This window comes from Pseudoalteromonas sp. TB64, assembly GCF_000498095.1.
Lineage (GTDB): Bacteria > Pseudomonadota > Gammaproteobacteria > Enterobacterales > Alteromonadaceae > Pseudoalteromonas.
Genome location: NZ_AUTQ01000073.1, coordinates 43115 through 62327, shown reverse-complemented (window position 1 = coordinate 62327; position 19213 = coordinate 43115). Strand labels below are relative to the sequence as shown.

The window sequence follows — 19213 nt, the reverse complement described above, 5'->3', positions numbered from 1 at the left end:
GGTGTCTTAATTGAGTTGGCTAGGGTTTAGTTTGTAACCAACACCCCAAACGGTTTCGATGATAGGCGCTTGTTGGTGTTCTTCTAGCTTGGCACGTAAGCGGTTTATATGTGAATTAACCGTGTGCTCGTAACCACTGTGTTGGTAACCCCATACTTTATCGAGTAATTGCTGACGGCTAAAAACATGATTAGGATGGCGTGCAAAGTAAACGAGTAAATCAAATTCGGTGGCGGTAAGGTTAAGTGCTTGTTTGCCTAAATACACTTGGTGCGAACTAAATTCTATGTTGAGTGAGCCTACATTTAGTGTTTGTTCGCTATCAACGGGGGAGTTGTCGTTATTTTGGCTAGCGAGTAGTTGTGCTCTGTGGCGTAATTGGGTTTTTACTCTGGCTTGTAATTCGCGTGCAAAAAATGGCTTACAAATATAATCATCAGCGCCCATTTCAAGACCAATTACTCTGTCCATATCGCTACTAAGCGCGGTGAGTAAAATTACGGAGGTAGTTGGGTAATGCTCTTTTATTTTTCGGCATAAGCTCAAACCGTCCATTTGCGGTAAATTTATGTCGAGTAAAATAAGCCCATAGGGATGCTTGGCTATTTTTTTTAAGGCAAGTTCTGCGCTTACAACATGATCTACATGTAAGTTAAGCGAAGTAAGTTGTGTGGTAATTAATTTACCTATTTCTCTGTCGTCTTCTACTACTAATATTTTTTCGTGACGCATGTATAACCTCGTAAAAAGGGGGGCATCCATGCTCCCTTACTTCCCCATTACAAGCTGGAACTTTACTGCGTGCGCGTAATTACTATTTTCGATACCGGATTATCAAACTTATGCTCAACACCGAGTACTGATGTTGATAAACCATCTTGATTTGACACAATGCCTGGATGCATTGCAATTATATCGGCAGTATCGTCACGTATTGGATTAAATCCTTCACCGCTAGCGGCAGGTCCTGGCACTGTTTCAGCTGTTTCTGTATTCGCTTCAGTACCTGCATCATAAGCAACGGTAGTACGTGTTATAGAACCACCGACTTCTAATGTAGATACATCTACAAGACTAAGACCGGTAAATGTGTCATTTGTATTCCCAAGCATTGCAGCAAATGACAAATTAAGTGTTTCCAGTGATTCGGCAGAAATAGTAACTGTGGTTGTTTCTCCTGGACCAATACCACCTTCAGCAGAAACTGCCGCTAGAGCGTCTTCAAATAATAAGTATTCATCATTCGCGCCACTTTCAGCAAGCATCTCTAAACCTACTGATGCTGGAGCACCAAATGTCCAAGGTGCTTCATCTTCAAAAGCAATCACAGATAGCGGAGATAAGGGTTGCCCTGCGGTTAAATTACTAAAAGTAATAGTAAACTCACTAATTACAGGTTCAACAACAATTGGCTCTTCAATTACAGGCTCTTCAATTATTGGATCGTTGTCGTCGTTATCACTACATGCTGCCAGTGCAGTTGCAAGCATGATAACTAAAGCACTCTTTTTTAAATTATTAATAGATGACATAGTCAATACTCCTACTTAACTGTAACAGTTAACTTAGCTACAGGGTTTAACCATCTGTGTACTGTATTGCTAACGTCGCTATTACCAGCAGTTAAGTCATCGTCGCCTAAATTACCAGGGTGAATATGAACATTGATATTTGTATCGTTACTAACAATACCTGCACCACCAGTACCTGCATCACCACCTGGTGCTGCTGGAATACCTGGTACACCTGGCGCACCAGAACCTTCTACTACTAGTTCATTATTTTGTTCAGTACCGGCATCATATGCATTTAAATAAACAGTATAAGTACCTGCTTCTGTAGGTATTTTCCAGCTATCTAAACCCGCAAAAGCATCGTTAGTAGGTAATAACATTGCTGTAACCGACAGGTAATCGTTACCATCGGTTGTTGTTAATGTGGTCATTGCTGACGTTGCAGGAGTAAGTAAACCACCTGCAGGGTTAGCAGCAATATCGCTACCAGCAGCAGTTGCTTGTGCCATAAGTGCTGCAATATCTCCGCCTTCAGCCATTGCCTGTAGTGCAGATGAAGCTTCTGTTGCAACTTCAAACAGTTTATCTTCAGTGTTATGAGCAGTTATTAGTACGGGTGTAAAGTGCATGCCTTTAGTTAGATTTGTAATTTTTAGGTCTAACTCTGCAGCCATCGTTGATTGGCTAGCTGCTGCTAAAATAGTTGCGATTGTAAATGTAGAAGCTTTCATTATTATTTCCTGTAAGTGATGATTCGAGTTAAGTATTGAATAATCGTTTCCAGAAACTCTCACAAACTTATCACTTTTTTATCACAAGATTTCACGTTGTGATTTTTTTGTAAATACAGTGGTTGATTTGTAGACATTTAGCCAATTAAGAGGCAACATATACAAAACAAAATGGAGAGTGTTATGGAAGAAAATCAAGAAGTTAAACCAGTTAATAAAGATGACCGTACATGGGCAATGCTATGCCATTTAAGTGCGCTTGCAGGGTTTGTTGTGCCATTTGGCTCAATAATAGGACCATTAATAGTGTGGCTTATTAAAAAAGACGAAATGCCAATTGTTGATGAGCATGGTAAAAAAGCACTTAACTTTCAAATAACGATGGCAATCGCGTATTTAGTTTGTTTTTTACTGATTTTTGCAGTGATAGGTTTAATTTTACTGCCTATAGTGGCTATTTTCTCGTTAGTAATGGTTGTAATAGCAAGTATTAAAGCAAATGAAGGTAAGGAGTTTAATTACCCTCTGAGCTTAAATTTAATAAAATAATAACTTAACTTATTATTTTAAAAACCCAGCTAAAGGCTGGGTTTTTACGTTAAAGCACGGCTATGTTGCTGTGGCTTACTTTATAAACGTTAGCAAGAGGGAGCTTTATTAAAGGTAGTAAATTAAAGAGAGTAAATTACCGTTGTTAATTTGGTGTATAGTAAAGGTTAAATTTATTGTTTGGTGCTGTCGTGTGAAAGGATTTCAAATAAGGCATTTTGCATTTATGCTATTACTGCTTTTATGTACAAAAGTTGAGGCTGATAATTCATATTTAGTTGAGTGTCGCAATAGCATGAAAATGCAAACGGCAGAGCTTAGTTTAGTCAATTGCGAGCAGAACTTATCTTCTTTAGATCAACAAAAATTTCCGTTAGTTGCTGCTAAGTTAATGTTGTATCTACATGATATTAATAATGAGCTGGGGAAAGACTCAGTTGCAGAGAATTATTTATCTCAAATAAAAATAAGTAAAATATTTACTCAAAGTACCGAAATACAATATTTGTGGTTCAGAAAAATAGCTACTGATAACTTTTATGATAATGCTTACGAAGAGGCAAAAAATTATTATCAAAGCGCCTTTGAAATTGCAAAAAAAGAAAACAAAATACAATGGCTTGCTAAAAGTTATAACGACTTGGCGAGCATTGCAAAAAAACAAGGTGATTACCCCCAAGCGTTAACTTATTTTCAAAAAAGCTTAGCCTTAAAAGAGGAGTTAGGAAATGACTTTTATACGGCAAACACACTCAGTAATTTAGGGCTAATTTATAAAACGCTAGAGAAATATGATGAGTCACAGCATTACTTTGAATTAGCATTAGAAAAACTGGTTAACTACACCGCTACTCATGATGATTTAAAAGCACTAGAATATTTAGCTCATATTTATCAATCATTAGCGCATATTTACACTATAAATGGTGAATACCAAAAACAGCGATTTTATAGTGAAAAAATAATTGATTATTACCAACAAACAAAAAATTTAAAACAGTCTTTGTATGCACTTATAGTGTTAACACGCTTACATATAAGTGCTAATGAATATAAACCAGCACAGCAATTCCTCGTTAAATTAAATCAATACTTAGATACTTCTGAAAACCAGTTTCGCGGTGAAATATTTTTACTGAACTCGCAAGTGGCACAAAATGAAAAAAGAAGTGAAGAGGCTATTAACTATATTAAACAAGCGATTGAGGCTGTTGACAGTACTAACGAAGACACATTAAAAATGGAAGTGTACTTGTATGCAAGCGAATTGTATTTAAATACGGGCTATCCGTATGACTCAATTATTTTTCTTAAAAAGTACCAAGATTTATATGAACAATTATTGCAGCAAAAATACAGCGAAAATATTCAAATAAAGCAAAGTGAAATTGAAAATGAAAGAATTAGTGGTCGGTTACTCGATCAAGAAATTATTAACCAAAAAAAGCAGCAAAGAATAAACAAGCTACTTAATATTACTCTATCAATATTTGTTTTATTTTTAATTATCGGCTTTTGTTTTGCAGTTTATATTTTTAGAAAACGAAAAACTCACCAACACCTTATTACTGTAATTGAGTCACATAAACAGCAGCTTTTTTTATTAAATAATATTGAAAAAGAGGAGGTGCAGGGGGCTACACACGCAGTGGATAATACGCTGTCTGAGTTGCTTGTAATTGCTATGCAAGATTGTTTGGCGGTATGGGAAAAGTACACACAAACTAATAAGGTAGAGTTGGCAGAGCGAAGCCAAATATGGAGTATCTCGATTGACTCTGGCAGGCTTAGAACACGATCACTTGATAAGTATCTTAACTTAAAAAAGATCCCCGAAAATCCTCGATGGCGAAATGTAGTTAAAACCTGTCACTTCATTTTATCTGAGTGCGAGCTCGATAAAAAAGACAGGGAGTTGTTAACTCAAGGGCTTAACAACATCATGACGATAGTAAAAAAAGAATCTATGCAGTAATTAATGTGAATGATTTAACTCATTAGTTTTAATTTTTTTTGGTGCTGTTTTAATCGAGCGACGCTTTTCTTCATATGTTGGCTTTATACTTTTGGCCACATAAACACACTCAAAAGAAAGCCCATGAGATAATTCATAAGTTATTGGCTTAGTATCTTTTGAATAAATAGCATCAATTAGGGTTTGCGGCCCGGTAAAGCGCGGAACTAAATTAGGCAATTTGGCTTTATAGTTAACACTCGCATGAGCATTACACATTGATACCGCAGCAAACCCAGCAATATTAAGTTTATTAATAGGAGTATTACCATTTTCAGATGAACTTTGGTTTCTGCTATTAAATGGATCGATCAAGTCGTGTATCGGTGGTACTTCAATTATATTTACAGTGGAGGTGGCTAATGCCTTTGTTGATGCAATTTGATTAGCATGTTGACCAGAAAAATGATTGTCATCGAGTGATACATTTTGGCTCATCATCCATTTTTCGACTTCAAAATATTTAGATCGCAAATGGAACTCTTCAATAATTTCTTCTTTATTCATTTCAAAAGAAGTAACGACTGTTATGTTTTTTTGATTTGTAGTTAGCTTATCAAAAGCAAGTAAATGCGCATTTACATTAGTAGAAACCGCGACGAGTGCACTAACAGATAATGCATTTAATATTATTTTTTTCATTATTGTATCCTTTAGTTATAACTCTAATAACAGTAGTCAAACTGCCTTATTTAATCTAATTCTAATGGGGGTAAATTTAGGGTCTATTTGAAAGAGCCCCTATTTTAACCCCTTAATTTAAAATACATTTTTATTTTTACTGCTAAGTTTCAATGAGCCAGAGGTATGGCTAATCATAAATTGAAACTTAAAGGATATTAAAATGAAAATATTAAAAAAACTCATACTTGGTACCTGTCTTATGAGCGCAGCTTTGCATGTAAATGCGGGTACGGCAACGGTCACAGGTAATGTAACGGCTGATAACGACTTTATTGTTGTGCACTCCCAAGGCAGTGTTAACAACGTTGTGCATCGTGGCGCACATGGAAGCCAATGGAAAAAAATTGAAGAGTTTAAGTTCGCTGTTAATAATTCAGCGAGTGCTATGGAAAGCTGCTCAGTTAGCGTAATTGCTTGGGGTGACGGAAGTAGTGCTCAAGGATTTGCAGGGATTTTTAAAGGTGACCATACCGTTTATACTGGTTCAGGAGTATTTAGAGCGCATCAATCCGATATTGCATCGACGGGATGGGCGCAAAGTGGTGGTCCAAATGCTGCACAAATAACCACGCTTATAAATGCACAAACAAGCCTGCCTTATACTATGAATAACGGTACTGTTGCTAGCGGCACTCCACCGTGGATGGCGTTAAACTTTCCTTTAGCGAATGTGGTTAATACAAAGTTATTTCGTTGGATTTGGTCAACAAGTAATAAAAGTAAGCGCACCTACTCAGTATTTACAGCCCCATGTGGAAAGTTAGTTAAATCGGAGAGTATTGCAGTAAGTGTGCCTGGAGAGCATTTTCAGTGTTACAACGTTGAGAAAGCAGACCGACTTCCAGAAGAAACAATTATGATTGCAGATCAGTTTGGTAGAACAAAGGCAGTTTTAGGGAAGCCTGTTTTGTTATGTAATCCGTCAACTAAAATACATAATAAACAAGAGTTTAAAATGCTAAACTCAAAACGACACTTAGTTTGCTACAACTACGTTAAGCAAAATAAAGTTAAGAGCCAAAATCTATTAATTAATAACCAATTTGCTCCAGACAATATTGTAAGCGGTCAGCGCGAATTGTTTTGTGTACCTTCAAGTAAAAAGCATGTTAGACCTACACGCCCACGCCCAGTTGAAGAAGTGGCTGTTTTGAAGCCCGCAAAGCTTAATAGAATAAATAACTAATAATTTAGGTCGTTAAAAATAGACTATATGATTTATTTATTTTTGATAAAGTAGGCATCATATTATTTTAAACCCAGCAATTAGCTGGGTTTTTACGTTTAGCTATAAGGGCGTTATGCTTTATTTCACGCTATTTGTTAGTGCATTTATATCTGCCACATTACTGCCTAGCTCATCTGAAGTGATTATGGTGGGAATGATTTCTCAAAATACAGTAAACCTTTGGCTTTTATGGTGTGTTGCAACACTTGGTAATGTTTTAGGCAGTTGCGTTAACTATTGGTTGGGTACACAAATATTACGCTTTAAAGATAAAAAGTGGTTTCCGGTATCACAAAGTGGGCTTGAGAGCGCGCAAAAGCAATTTAATAAATACGGTGTGTTTAGTTTGTTGTTTGCTTGGTTACCTATTGTAGGCGATCCGCTAACAGTGATTGGGGGGATATTTAAGGTACGATTTAGCTTATTTTTATTGTTGGTAACACTAGGCAAAGGCGCGCGCTATTTAGCGGTTATCGCCCTTGCCATAGGATTTGAAAAGCTTTTTTGAATGAACTTTGTCGGTTATTTAGCCCAATCAAGCGTTAACGACACCGAGTCAGCAAAACGCAGTGCGTGGGGTTTATCTACACGCGCTTTGGCATAATGTACACTTGGGTGTATGTGGCAAACAGCAAGAATTTCAGCAACCAGTTTTTCAAGTAGTAAAAAATGACCTTGCTCTACTAAGCTAATCACTTCTTTGGTGATTACTTTATAGTTTAATGCTTGGTCTACTTCATCTGTTTTACAGGCATCATCAGCAGGGTAATGAATCTCTAAGTTAATCACTACGTCTTGCTTTTTTTCGCGCTCATCTGGATTAAAACCAATAAAAGTGCGTAGGCGTAAGTTGGTTACATTAATAATTGCATTAGCCATAGATTAACCTCTTACTAGCTGCAAAAATTCGTTACGCGTTTTTGAATCAGCTCTAAAGTTACCTAGCATTGCAGAAGTTCGCATACTTGAATTTTGCTTTTCTACACCGCGCATCATCATACACATGTGCTTGGCTTCAACAATAACACCTACACCTTTTGCACCGGTTATTTCTTCAACCGCTTTGGCAATTTGATGGGTTAGTTGCTCTTGAATTTGAAAACGACGTGCGTACATATCTACTATGCGTGCAAATTTAGATAAACCGAGTACTTTGCCATTTGGAATATAAGCAATGTGACAACGACCAATAAATGGCAACAAATGATGCTCGCACATAGAGTAAAGCTCTATGTCTTGTATGAGTACCATATCGTCGGCGTCAGAGGTGAATATTGCGTTATTGGTTATCTCTTCAAGTGTTTGACGATACCCTTGCGTTAAATATTCCATTGCTTTTGCTGCGCGTTTTGGCGTATCAAGTAAGCCTTCACGATTAGCGTCTTCGCCTACAGCGGTGATTATTTTTTGGTAACTATCTTTTAATTCATTATGCATAAATGTCTCAGTTTATTAGCTTATTTACTTTAAATGACGACCGCCATCCACAGGCAAAGAACGACCTGTGATGTACTGGCTTTGTAATAGTAAATCAATGCTATTGATAATTTCTTGGCATCCGGGTTCAATGCCCATTAATGATTTTTTTAGGGTTTTAGTACGGTACTGATCGTCATCATGCTCATTAAAAATAATGAGCGATGGAGCAACCGAGTTTACTTTTATATTTGGCGCATATTTAGCGCTAAACGATTTTGTTAGATTTTCAAGTGCAGCTTTACTTGCTGCATAAGCTACATGTTTTGGGCTGCCAGTTTCTACTACGTAATCTGTAAGATGAATGATATCAGCAGGTTTTTTTAAACTAGCTTGATAGTTTAATAGTAAATCGGCACACATTAAATTAATTAAATAAGGTGTTTTAGCATGAATACGCATCATGTTATCAAATAATTGAACGTAGTTAGGATTGTTACCTTCACAGTCCCAGCTTGATGCATTATGTACAATTGCTCGCAATGACGTTGTATGCGTATTAAGCGTGTTTATGAAGTTACTTATACCTTCATCGGTACTAAAATCAGCATACACACACACAGCGCCTTGTTGCTCTAATAAATCAACAGCCTTATGGCGAGTACGATACGTAATAATTATTGCCTGCCCTAGGGCGATATAATGCTGAGCCAGTGCCAANGATGTCATATAATGCAGTGTTCTCTTTGGCGGGTGGTTAATAAAATTTCAAAGCGTTATTTAGTTAGCATATACGCAGAGTTTAAATCAGTCGATCAAAAAAGTAATTAATGCTTATTGGGCATTAATTACTTTATATAGCTTACATGTCATCATAAATAGTTGGAATTGCTTGGCGCTTATGTTGCGTACGTAAGTAAATACCTACAAGCTTTTCTTCAACATCTTTAGACACAGGTTTACCTTCTAAAAAGTCATCAATTTGTTCATAACTTAAACCTAGCGCTTCTTCATCGGTAAGCCCTGGGCGATCGCTTTCTAAATCGGCTGTCGGTGCTTTTTCTACTAATAAAGCGGGCGCACCTAATGCTGTTGCTAAAGAACGTACTTGGCGTTTTGATAAACCAAAAAGAGGAGCTAAATCGCAAGCGCCGTCACCAAATTTAGTATAAAAACCAGTAATGTTTTCAGCACTATGATCGGTACCCACAACTAAGCCTTGGCAAAAACCGGCTATTTCGTATTGTGCAACCATGCGTTGACGTGCTTTTACATTGCCTTTAATAAAGTCTATTTTTGCTTGCTCTGGTAATGTTTCACCATTACCAACAACAGCAGCTATTGCTTGTTCGTGAAGCGCATCGGCAGCAGGCTGAACATTAACGGTCATACGCTTGCTTGGCTGNTTGCACGCCATAAGGTAGACGCACAGCAATAAACTGGTATTTATCTGTACTGTGTTCTTTATTAAGCTCGTTTACGGCAAGTTGGCATAAACGTCCACAGGTAGATGAATCAACACCGCCACTAATGCCAAGCACTAAAGACGTTGAATAGGCAGCTACTAAACGTGTTTTTATAAAGTTAACTCGACGAGTTATTTCAGCGTTTACATCAATCATTGGCTGAACTTTCATTTCAGCTATAATTTCGGCGCGCATGGGTAGCTCCTTATTGTTTAATTAATTTATATACGCAATAGACTTATTATGTGATTTAGTACGGTGTAATTAAAGCCCTAAATGGTCTTTTATCTGGCGAAGCTCTGCTTTTAACTCTTCAACTTCGGTGAGTAGTTCATCTAACTCATTATTTTGGACTGTATCTAACGTTGCGGTTGCCGCATTATTTATTAAATTAGACTCTTGATCACCAAACAGATGAATATAACGGCTATCGCGTTTACCCGGCTCTCGATCTAATTTATTAACGTAGTCACTTTTAACAAGTTCGTTTAACGCATTTTCTACTTCGTTTACGTTATTAAATTGAGCAAGTCTATTACTGCGGGTTTTTAATTCACCTGGAGTTTGCGCGCCACGTAACAGCATTAAACAAACAATGGCACGTTGTTGCTCGGTAAATTGCAAATTACTAAATTGCGTATTACAAAAGCGATGGTCGTATTTATTTACACGACCAGACAGCCCTTCGTCTATTGTCACCAAACGCATTTCAATTAATTCATCTAGTGTATTTTGTACGTCATTTTCAGTAAGATTTAAAACTGGGTCACGATTAGATTTTTGATTACACGCATTAGTTAACCCGTTTAAAGACAGCGGGTAATGTTCAGGCGTCGTACTTTGTTTTTCTAGTAAACACCCAATAATACGTTGTTGATTTGCTGATAACTGCATAAATAATCTCAAATTAGTAAGCGTATTTTATTAGCTTACACCTTTATTGAGTACCAAGCCATTGTTGAAGCTTTGGTTGTAATGCAGCTAAATCAAGAGGCTTACTTAAATAGTCGTTCATACCTGCGGCTAAGCATTTTTCCTTATCGCCCTGCATGGCATTGGCTGTTAATGCAATAATAGTAATATTTTCATTATCTTTACCCGCATCGCCTTCTCTAATAGCTTTAGTTGCTTGGTAGCCGTCCATTTCAGGCATTTGGCAATCCATTAAAACTAGCTTATATGGTTTCCCTTGTTTTGCATTGAGTTTTACAATTGCCTCAAGCCCATTTTCAGCAATATCAAAAATCACACCTGCTTGTTTTAATAAAGCAGAGGCAACAACTTGGTTAATTTTATTGTCTTCAACTAGTAAAAGTGTGGGCTCGGTTGAATCAACAGTTGTTGCTTTGGTTAGTTTATTTTGTAGCTGCGCTTGATTTTGTTGTTGCTCTATATATTTATCGTTAGTGAGCGAGTCAAATAAATCAGAGGGAGTGAGTGGTTTGAAGATCATACAGTTGACCTCCATACCAAGCTTTGACTCTTCTCGTGAGTAGCTCATAGGCGCCATAATCACTAGCTTGCAGTTATGCATAATTATAAAGTTTTTGAGGGTGGCAATATGTGACGGAGTGGCTTTTTCAAAAAAGTAGTAATCTACTAAAATAGCATCTGGCTGAATGGTTATATTTTTTAGATAATCAGCTACATCAAAGTAGCTATGTATGCAGTTAACAGTTGCACCCCATACAGTGAGCTGCTTATTTGCAGTGCCTGCATTTAAAGCACATTCATCAATAATAAGAATACGTTTATTTTTAATTAAATGACTCGGTAAATCTTGCTCTTTACTCAAGCGCGGTTGTATTTTTATGGTGAAAGAAAACGTACTGCCTTCGCCTACCATACTATTGACACTTACTTCGCCATTCATAAGCTCACATAGTTGTTTAACTATAGCTAAACCCAATCCTGTTCCACCAAATTGACGCGTAGTTGAGGTATCTGCTTGCGTAAAAGATTCAAATAATGAATTTTGTTGTTTAGGATCAATACCAATACCAGTGTCGATCACTGAGCATTGTAAAAAGGAACCATCGGTTGTTTCATCTATTTTTGCCGTTATTATTACTTCACCATTTAAAGTAAATTTAACCGCATTACCAATTAAGTTATTTAAAATTTGGCGTAATCTATTAGGATCGCTAATTATCTCACTTACTGTAATTTTAGTAGCGTCTAAAATAAGTTTGGTGTTGTTTTGTTCTACTTTTAAAGCAAATGATTCAACTACTTCACCTAATAACCTTGGGAGATTAAACTGCACATTTTCAATATCGAGCTTACCCGCTTCAATTTTCGAAAAGTCTAAAATATCATTAATTATATTAAGCAGAGATTGAGCTGATGATTGCGCAAGTTCAATGTGATGTCCTTGCTGCTGATCTAATTGAGTTTGTTTGAGTATGTTTAACATCCCCAAAACGCCATTCATTGGAGTGCGAATTTCGTGGCTCATACTCGCTAAAAATTCACTTTTTGCAGCAACTGCTTTTTCTGCGTCTTCTTTAGCGGTAACTAATTGCTGTTCTGTTTCTATTCGTTGTTGGCTTGAATGTAGGCTACCAATTAATGCAGCGACGGCAATTAAAAAACTTTCTTCATTTTTAGACCAATAGCGTTTTGATTCACACTGTTCGGCACATACCATTCCTATTACGCCACTGCCAGCAGGAATAATTACGCATAGCATAGACTTAATGTTTAATGGTGTTAAATAACGTTTTTTGAGAGGTTCTAAAATAGGATTATTTAAAGTATCAGGAGCATTAAAAACAGCCTGATGATCTATAGCATTAAAAAAGTTAGGCGTATTTTGTCTAAGCCAAATTGGCTCTACTTCATTTGCGGGTGAAAGTTTACTATGTACAGCAAAGGGATTTAGCTGACTTTTGTCTTTGTTAAAAAGTAAAATACTGGCACGTTCAATATTAAATGCTTGGCAAACAGCTTGCGTAATAATGTCTTTTGATTGGCTTAATTGACCGTTTAAAATTAATTTATTAACAGTAAGTGAAGCTAGAATTTCGTTATGCAGTGCTATTTTATTATCTTCTAGTTCATTTTTTTTACGAGTATCAATATTTTGTAATGAACCAAAAATTCTTACACAACGTCCATTTTTTAACTCGGCTTCGCCATGTACAAGTACCCAAACAGACTCACCTTTAGCATCTATTACTTCTAGTTCAACTTCGTAGTTTTCACCATATTTAATAGCACGCTCAATTAAGGGTTTAATGGTTTCTCTGCTAGTACCTTTTTTAAAGTAGTTTAGATCTTTAGGCCATTCTGGTTGTGCATTAAGCGGGTATTTAAATATTTTTTTAGTCATGTCTGACCAATACACTTGCTGAGCTTCTAAATTAAAAGCCCATGCGCCAATTTGGGCTAGATCACTCATGGTTTCGAGCATTTTTTCGTTTTGTTGTTGGCGCTCAAGCATTTTTAAAAAGAATAAAAATGCCCAAATTAATAGCCCACAAATAATTATTATTGCTAAGCGTAGTGGCCATATAGCTGAGTTAGGAGGGCTCCAGCCGACCTTCGGAACGACATAGAGTTGCCAGTTGCCACCTTGAAAATTTAAAGTAAATTCAATCGGGTTTATGTTTGTAATATTTTGATCTCCGTAAAAAAACTCACCTTTTTTACCTAATCCATTACGCCCTTGTATAGCTATGGTGTATTCTTTTTCGAGCTCATAAACCTCTGAGTTGACATATACTTTTTCAAGATCTAAAACAACGGATAATAAGCCCCAAAAGGTATTATCCGTTTGCAAATAAACAGGAACGCGTGCCACTAGTGCTAAATCACCTTGCTCTAAAGTGAGAGGACCTGCCATAACTATTGTATTTGTATCGCGAGCTCTAATTGCATTTTCGCGCTGCTTTTCATTTTTTAAAAAGTTAAGACCAATTGCTTTTTCGTTTTCTTTTAGCGGATAGCTCATTTGAATAATCATGTTTGGAGCACCAGCAATACTACGTAACTCGTTTGATGTTTTAAAAAGAGGGGCGGCAATTTTTCCAAAGCGTTCTTGTGTTAAATCGGGTTCAGCAGCAACGGCAACGCCTAAACCTCGTACTAGTTGAATATTAGAAACTAAAGTAGATTCGAGCTGCGCTCTGTAGGTGCTTACTTCGGAAAGAATTTGCAGACGATGGGTATCTTTAACACGATTATAGTTAATACGATCAAGAACTACCCCAACTAGTACTGTTAGCGTAAGCGATAACCAAAAGGTCAGCTTAAAGTTATGAACATTCGTTTTTTTATTGTTACTAGACGGTGGCATTAGCTACATCGTGGCGTTAATTTAGGCAAATTAACTATAGCTAATTTATTGCACAAATGAAAACGGCGCATTAACAAATGCACCGTTTATTTTTTATAATTAGTAGTTTAGCGAGTTACGAATCGCTAACTTCACGCGCCCAATGATTTTGCTTTGCTACGTGTAGCTTGCGGTAACCATCAAGTAGTGCCGCATGCTTTTTAAAGCCTTCAAGCGATAAACCAGGAAAAGTTAAACCGTTAAACTGCTTTTTACCTTCGGCAATTTCTATAGCCAGCGCTACATTATTAGCACCAAACATTAAGCCTAATGCATCTTGGTAATCAGCGTATTCGCGCTCGTCATCGTATTTAATTTCAAGAATCGCTTTTAAACAGCGGAAGTGGCGCATTGCATCTTCGTTTACTTGGCCTGTATGAAGTATCCAATCAACCCAATCAATGGCTTCTTCGCTGCCTGCGGCTAAACATAGGTGCGCTTTAAGTTCACCTATACGCAGAGTGTGCCATGGTGTGTCGGCATCAGTTGCTAAGCCAATAAATTCTGCGGCGCGGATAATATCGCTATGACCTGCTTCTTCTAGGCTGTCGTAAATATCCATCCATTGCTCGGTGCTAAACTGATCAAGCGATAAAAATGCTTCGCGGAATTTAGCGCCTTCGTTATTGTTGCGCCAAATAAGCTCATCAACAGGGTAAATGTCTGACATGCCCGGTACTAAAATACGACATGCGTATACGTTTAGGTGCGTGTAATCCATGATGTAGATATCATGATCCATGCTGTGAATTAGGTCAGTACAGAAGTTATATTCTTGCTCTGTTGTGCCGCTAAAGTCCCAATGTACAAATTCAAAGTCAGGTTTTGCACGGAAAAAATCATGCGAAATCAAACCGCTTGAATCAATAAAGTGCAGTTCAATATTCTCTGGTGTTGCTACTTCGTCGTTATCAAATGTTGCAGGTTGGAATACATCTAGTTGATCTAAACGACGACCTTGTAGTAACTCTGTAACGGTACGCTCAAGTGCAACTTCAAATGATGGGTGAGCACCAAAAGAAGCAAATACAGAACCATCAGTTGGGTTAATAAGCGTTACGCTCATTACTGGGTAAATACCCCCAAGCGATGCATCGGCAATACGTAAATGAAAGCCATGGCTGCGAAGTTCTTCACACGCTTCGTGAATTAGAGGATATTGCTTAACAACATCTTCAGGCACGATTGGTAAACAAATACCTTCGGCGATGATGCGGTTTTTAATAGCGCGTTCAAATACTTCTGATAAACCTTGTACGCGAGCTTCAAACTTCGTGTTACCTGCGCTCATACCGTTAGATACAAAAATATTACCAATAACGTTTACCGGAATGTATACGTCTTGGTTATCGCGTTGGCGTGTGTACGGCAGGGTACAAATGCCACGATCAATATTGCCAGAGTTAAAATCAAAAAGGTGTGATGCGTTAAGTTCGCGCTCTGGGTCAAAGTAATCCCATAAGCTTTCATCCATAATACCTTGTGGTACTTCATCGCCTTCAACTTTAAACCATTTTTCAGTTGGGTAATGAGTAAACTCGCCATTGGCAAATTCTTCACCTAGATAAAAGTCTGCAAAAAAGTAGTTACAGCTTAAACGCTCAAAGTATTCACCGAGTGCTGAGGCAATAGATGCTTTGTCGGTTGCGCCTTTACCATTGGTAAACATAACACCGCAGTCACTGTCTTTTATATGAACCGAATAACAGTTAGCTACAGGGTTAAGCCAAAGCGCTTCTTCAACATTAATGTGTAGGGCTTCAAGCTTGTTTTGCATGGTAGAGATTGACGATTCTAGGTCGCGGTCTTTACCTTTGATAAATGTTTTTTCAGTCATATTGATCTCAACTAGTTCTGCACGATGTGTGGAGCTGACATTATCGTGGATTTTGATGTTTATTTCACCCTTTGCGAGCAAGAACATTATTATTTAATAAAACTGCGGTTATTATATGCTCTTAACGCTTGGTCAAAACGTGCAAAGGAAAGGTTGATGTTTAAAGTAATCAAACGCTTGTTATTATTAATTGTGATTTTAGGGCTGGCAAGTACCGCCGTTGTTTATGGTGTACTTAGTTTAAGTTTACCTGCCCTTGATGGAAACGGACGTAGTAACGCGGTAGTAGAGCCTGTAAAAATTTCGCGCGATGCACTCGGGCAAGCAGTGATAAATGCAAATAGCCGAAACGATGCAGCCTATGGTTTAGGTTATGCGCATGGGCAAGACCGATTTTTTCAAATGGATTTACTAAGACGTAATGCCGCAGGCGAGCTAAGTGAATTATTTGGCGAAGCTGCGCTGGGGCTCGATAAAAAGATGCGTTTTCATCAATTACGTAAACGCAGCCAAATTATTTTACAAACCTTACCTGAGACCGATAAGCAATTACTTAAAAGTTACGCTCAAGGTGTAAACGAAGGCTTAGCGCAAGTAGGGTATTCAAGCTTTGAATATTTACTAACCGGTGCACCACAAAAGCCATGGCAAAGTGAAGACAGCCTACTTGTGATATTTAGCATGTACCTTGATTTGCAAAGCGCCACATTTGAGCGCGACCAAGCACTTATTCAAATTGAGCAAGCGTACACAAAGCAAATGGTTGATTTTTTAACGCAACCGAGTAAGTACCAAGGCGCACTTGATGGCAGTAAATTAGTGCCTTATAGCGGCGGCATACCTACTTTGCCAACTCAAACACAGCATACAGTTAAAAGTATTGAAGCCAACCAAGAGCGCGGCAGTAATAACTGGGCTGTTACAGGAGCGTTGACTAAAACAGGCGCTGGTATGGTGTCTGATGATATGCATTTATCGATGGCAGTGCCTGCAATTTGGTACAGAGCCCAGCTAAATTATACACAAAATGGAAAACCTGCTCAGGTAACTGGTGTATCGCTGCCCGGAGCGCCGGCAATTGTTGTTGGCACTAACAATAATATTGCATGGGGGTTTACTAACGGCTATTTAGATACAGCCGATTGGATTGCATTAAACGATGATAGTAAAACATGGCAAGTAGATGAACCTATTGCATTACCCGATGGGGAGATCGAAAACTACTCATTAATACTCAGCGAATATGGTCCTGTAAAGTACATTAGCGGAAAACCTTATGCATTGAGCTGGGCTGCACATCAGCCTTACGCCGTTAATATGCAACTATTAAAGTTAGAGCAAGCCAAAACAGTAGATGATGCACTTGCTGTAGCAAGCGATGTGGGAATACCTGTGCAAAACCTAATGGTGGTAGACAGCCAAGGTAGCGCCGCGTGGAAAAATATGGGCGGTATACCGGCTCGTAAAACGCCTAGCGAACTTGGCGTAAATGCTGATGACTACTCAGTGCTTTGGCAGCAAACCGAATTAGAGCGTCCCTTTATTAAAAACCCACAAAACGGTCGATTATGGACTGGTAATTCTCGAGTGGTATCGGCTGAAGATAACGCCCGCTTTGGCAATGGTGGCTATGCACTCGGTGCACGTTCGAGCCAAATTCGCGATAGATTATTTGAAAAACAAACATTTGCAGAGAGCGACTTTTACGCACTACAGCTCGATAATCAAGCTCGCTTTTTAATGCCTTGGCATGCGTTGCTATTAAAGCAATTAAAAGCCGATAAAACTAAAAATCAGCAATATATAACAGCGCTCGAAAATTGGCAGCAATGTGCGTGTTCAACCTCCATAGGGTATACCTTAGTTAAGCGCTACCGCGATGAAGTGATTAATATTTTATTTAGTAATATTGAAAGCCAATTAAATAAACAGCAAGGCACGCTTAAATACGTAAAACGAGATTTAGAGCCCGCAGTGTGGCAGCTTATTAACAACAAACCCGATACGTGGATAAACCCACAATTTGAGAGCTGGGATGCACAATTACACGGTGCATTTAACCAAACTATTACTAAGCTTACTGAGCAGTTTGGCAATAACGTGCAAAGCTGGCAGTGGGGCAAGGTCAATGAGTTAGTGATAGAGCACCCGTTTGCAAAGCAAATGCCGTTACTTGCTAAGTTATTAAATATGCCTACAGCAGCGGGTTTTGGTGATAGCTACATGCCCGCCGTACAAGGGCGTAGTTTTGGCGCATCGCAGCGCTTTATTGCTCAACCTGGGCATTTAGAACATGCAATTTTAGCTATTCCGGGTGGGCAATCGGGACACCCTCTTTCTGAATTTTATAGAGCGGGGTTTAGTGATTACGTAGAGGGTAAACATACACCTTTATTGCCGCAAACACTTATACATCAAATAGTCATAAGCCCTGTTAAATAACGTTTAAGTGATCAGTGAGTGAGCTTAAATAGTGATAAAAACGTTCTATATTTATTAATTCATACAACAGAGAACAAAAATGAAAAAAATACTACCCGCATTAATAACAGGTTTATTACTAAGTACAGCAGCGCAAGCCGACGAGGGTCCAGTAACAGCACAAAAGCTAAGTGAGCATGTATACGTACTATTTGGGCAAGGCGGTAATATTGCAGCAAGTGTAGGCGATGATGGCATTTATATTATTGATGATCAGTTTGCCAAGTTATCAGACGACATTAAAAAAACGATTAGCGATTTAAAGCCAGGCAGTGCAGAGTTTGTTATTAATACGCACCATCATGGCGATCATACCGGTGGTAACGAAAACTTTGCTAAAGCGGGTGCGCACGTTATAGCACACGACAATGTACATAAACGTTTAGAAGAGCAGCATGGCGAAGGGTCAGACTTTTTACCGCGCATTAGTTTTGGTCACGATTTAAAACTGCATTTTAATAATGAACACGCCCATGTAGTGCATTACGAACATGCACATACCGATGGCGACTCGGTTGTCTTTTTTAGTAACGACAACATAGTGCACATGGGCGACATTTACTTTAATTTTGGCAGCTTACCGTTTGTTGATGTAGATAGCGGCGGCAGCGTTGATGGTATTTTAGCGGCAGTAAACGATGTAGTTAATCAAATTGACGGCAACACTAAAGTAATACCAGGACACGGTAAGGTAAGTGACCGTTCAGGACTGATAGCGTATGGTAAGCTAGTTCAAAACGCGAAAGATGTGATGCTAAAAGCAATGCAAAATAATGCAAGCTTAGAGCAAGTACTTAAAGCCGATCCATTGGCAGAACTTGGTCTTGAATACGCAGGCTGGTTACCAAAAGAGAAAGTAACCACACTCTTCTATCGCAGTTTAAAGTAGTACATCTAAAGTAAAAAACATGATACAAAGCTGAGTGTATTCTTGATTTAATCGAGCGTACATTC

16 protein-coding genes and 1 pseudogene are annotated in these 19213 nt (G+C 38.2%); 6 read left to right on the top strand and 11 right to left on the bottom strand.

Annotated elements, in window-relative coordinates; genetic code table 11:
- Positions 1-6: 6 nt before the first annotated feature.
- The 3 genes from L647_RS0103595 to L647_RS0103585 all read right to left on the bottom strand — a co-directional run bounded on the left by L647_RS0103595 (position 7) and on the right by L647_RS0103585 (position 2245).
- Positions 7-732, bottom strand: coding sequence for a response regulator transcription factor (locus L647_RS0103595; RefSeq protein WP_007580488.1), 726 nt, complete (start codon positions 730-732; stop codon positions 7-9).
- Positions 733-794: 62 nt separating this feature from the next.
- On the bottom strand, positions 795-1532 hold the full coding sequence (locus L647_RS0103590) for a spondin domain-containing protein (protein WP_024609975.1): 738 nt from the start codon (positions 1530-1532) through the stop codon (positions 795-797).
- Between the two features lie 11 nt (positions 1533-1543).
- On the bottom strand, positions 1544-2245 hold the full coding sequence (locus L647_RS0103585; RefSeq protein ID WP_024609974.1) for a spondin domain-containing protein: 702 nt from the start codon (positions 2243-2245) through the stop codon (positions 1544-1546).
- Between the two features lie 183 nt (positions 2246-2428).
- Between L647_RS0103585 and L647_RS0103580 the strand changes: the two genes are divergently transcribed.
- Positions 2429-2794, top strand: a complete 366-nt coding sequence (locus L647_RS0103580) for a DUF4870 domain-containing protein (protein WP_024609973.1) — start codon at positions 2429-2431, stop codon at positions 2792-2794.
- Between the two features lie 193 nt (positions 2795-2987).
- Positions 2988-4769, top strand: a complete 1782-nt coding sequence (locus tag L647_RS0103575; protein ID WP_033024246.1) for a tetratricopeptide repeat protein — start codon at positions 2988-2990, stop codon at positions 4767-4769.
- On the opposite strand, the gene L647_RS0103570 is transcribed toward L647_RS0103575, so the two are convergent.
- Positions 4770-5450 carry a hypothetical protein gene (locus tag L647_RS0103570; RefSeq protein WP_024609971.1) on the bottom strand — a complete coding sequence of 227 codons (681 nt, stop codon included), beginning with the start codon at positions 5448-5450 and terminating at the stop codon, positions 4770-4772. It lies immediately after the preceding gene.
- Positions 5451-5652: 202 nt separating this feature from the next.
- Between L647_RS0103570 and L647_RS0103565 the strand changes: the two genes are divergently transcribed.
- Both L647_RS0103565 and L647_RS0103560 read left to right on the top strand, forming a co-directional pair.
- On the top strand, positions 5653-6678 hold the full coding sequence (locus L647_RS0103565; RefSeq protein WP_024609970.1) for a hypothetical protein: 1026 nt from the start codon (positions 5653-5655) through the stop codon (positions 6676-6678).
- Positions 6679-6793: 115 nt separating this feature from the next.
- Positions 6794-7228 (top strand): YqaA family protein, encoded by a 435-nt coding sequence (locus tag L647_RS0103560; protein ID WP_024609969.1) that lies wholly within the window; start codon positions 6794-6796, stop codon positions 7226-7228.
- A gap of 14 nt (positions 7229-7242) precedes the next feature.
- Here L647_RS0103560 and folX read toward each other — a convergent pair whose 3' ends face one another.
- From folX to ycaO, 7 genes and pseudogenes are all read right to left on the bottom strand, one after another.
- Positions 7243-7599 carry a dihydroneopterin triphosphate 2'-epimerase gene (folX, locus tag L647_RS0103555; protein ID WP_024609968.1) on the bottom strand — a complete coding sequence of 119 codons (357 nt, stop codon included), beginning with the start codon at positions 7597-7599 and terminating at the stop codon, positions 7243-7245.
- A gap of 3 nt (positions 7600-7602) precedes the next feature.
- Positions 7603-8157: a GTP cyclohydrolase I FolE gene (gene folE / locus L647_RS0103550; protein WP_024609967.1), complete on the bottom strand. Its 555-nt coding sequence runs from the start codon at positions 8155-8157 to the stop codon at positions 7603-7605.
- Between the two features lie 24 nt (positions 8158-8181).
- A complete protein-coding gene (gene folM, locus L647_RS0103545; protein WP_024609966.1) occupies positions 8182-8865 on the bottom strand; it encodes a dihydromonapterin reductase in 684 nt (227 codons plus the stop codon).
- A 133-nt stretch (positions 8866-8998) separates the two neighbouring features.
- A pseudogene (gene nadE, locus L647_RS01000000123595) lies at positions 8999-9797 on the bottom strand (ammonia-dependent NAD(+) synthetase).
- Between the two features lie 69 nt (positions 9798-9866).
- Positions 9867-10496 (bottom strand): DUF480 domain-containing protein, encoded by a 630-nt coding sequence (locus tag L647_RS0103535; protein ID WP_024609965.1) that lies wholly within the window; start codon positions 10494-10496, stop codon positions 9867-9869.
- Between the two features lie 43 nt (positions 10497-10539).
- The gene (locus L647_RS0103530) at positions 10540-13902 is read right to left on the bottom strand and encodes an ATP-binding protein (RefSeq protein WP_024609964.1); all 3363 of its coding nucleotides are present in this window, start codon (positions 13900-13902) and stop codon (positions 10540-10542) included.
- A 115-nt stretch (positions 13903-14017) separates the two neighbouring features.
- Positions 14018-15778: a 30S ribosomal protein S12 methylthiotransferase accessory factor YcaO gene (ycaO, locus tag L647_RS0103525; RefSeq protein WP_024609963.1), complete on the bottom strand. Its 1761-nt coding sequence runs from the start codon at positions 15776-15778 to the stop codon at positions 14018-14020.
- A 156-nt stretch (positions 15779-15934) separates the two neighbouring features.
- Here ycaO and L647_RS0103520 point away from each other — a divergent pair, with 156 nt between their 5' ends.
- Complete coding sequence (locus L647_RS0103520; protein ID WP_024609962.1) at positions 15935-18220, top strand: penicillin acylase family protein; 2286 nt, start codon at positions 15935-15937, stop codon at positions 18218-18220.
- Between the two features lie 79 nt (positions 18221-18299).
- The gene (locus tag L647_RS0103515; RefSeq protein ID WP_024609961.1) at positions 18300-19148 is read left to right on the top strand and encodes an MBL fold metallo-hydrolase; all 849 of its coding nucleotides are present in this window, start codon (positions 18300-18302) and stop codon (positions 19146-19148) included.
- Positions 19149-19213: the final 65 nt, after the last annotated feature.

Bases quoted from the DNA above. Each gene is read 5' to 3' on its own strand.
- L647_RS0103565 (WP_024609970.1), top strand. From the start codon at position 5,653: ATGAAAATATTAAAAAAACTCATACTTGGTACCTGTCTTATGAGCGCA.
- folX (WP_024609968.1), bottom strand. From the start codon at position 7,599: ATGGCTAATGCAATTATTAATGTAACCAACTTACGCCTACGCACTTTT.
- L647_RS0103580 (WP_024609973.1), top strand. From the start codon at position 2,429: ATGGAAGAAAATCAAGAAGTTAAACCAGTTAATAAAGATGACCGTACA.
- L647_RS0103595 (WP_007580488.1), bottom strand. From the start codon at position 732: ATGCGTCACGAAAAAATATTAGTAGTAGAAGACGACAGAGAAATAGGT.
- L647_RS0103585 (WP_024609974.1), bottom strand. From the start codon at position 2,245: ATGAAAGCTTCTACATTTACAATCGCAACTATTTTAGCAGCAGCTAGC.
- L647_RS0103590 (WP_024609975.1), bottom strand. From the start codon at position 1,532: ATGTCATCTATTAATAATTTAAAAAAGAGTGCTTTAGTTATCATGCTT.
- L647_RS0103515 (WP_024609961.1), top strand. From the start codon at position 18,300: ATGAAAAAAATACTACCCGCATTAATAACAGGTTTATTACTAAGTACA.
- L647_RS0103570 (WP_024609971.1), bottom strand. From the start codon at position 5,450: ATGAAAAAAATAATATTAAATGCATTATCTGTTAGTGCACTCGTCGCG.
- L647_RS0103520 (WP_024609962.1), top strand. From the start codon at position 15,935: ATGTTTAAAGTAATCAAACGCTTGTTATTATTAATTGTGATTTTAGGG.
- folE (WP_024609967.1), bottom strand. From the start codon at position 8,157: ATGCATAATGAATTAAAAGATAGTTACCAAAAAATAATCACCGCTGTA.
- L647_RS0103530 (WP_024609964.1), bottom strand. From the start codon at position 13,902: ATGCCACCGTCTAGTAACAATAAAAAAACGAATGTTCATAACTTTAAG.
- L647_RS0103535 (WP_024609965.1), bottom strand. From the start codon at position 10,496: ATGCAGTTATCAGCAAATCAACAACGTATTATTGGGTGTTTACTAGAA.
- L647_RS0103560 (WP_024609969.1), top strand. From the start codon at position 6,794: ATGCTTTATTTCACGCTATTTGTTAGTGCATTTATATCTGCCACATTA.
- ycaO (WP_024609963.1), bottom strand. From the start codon at position 15,778: ATGACTGAAAAAACATTTATCAAAGGTAAAGACCGCGACCTAGAATCG.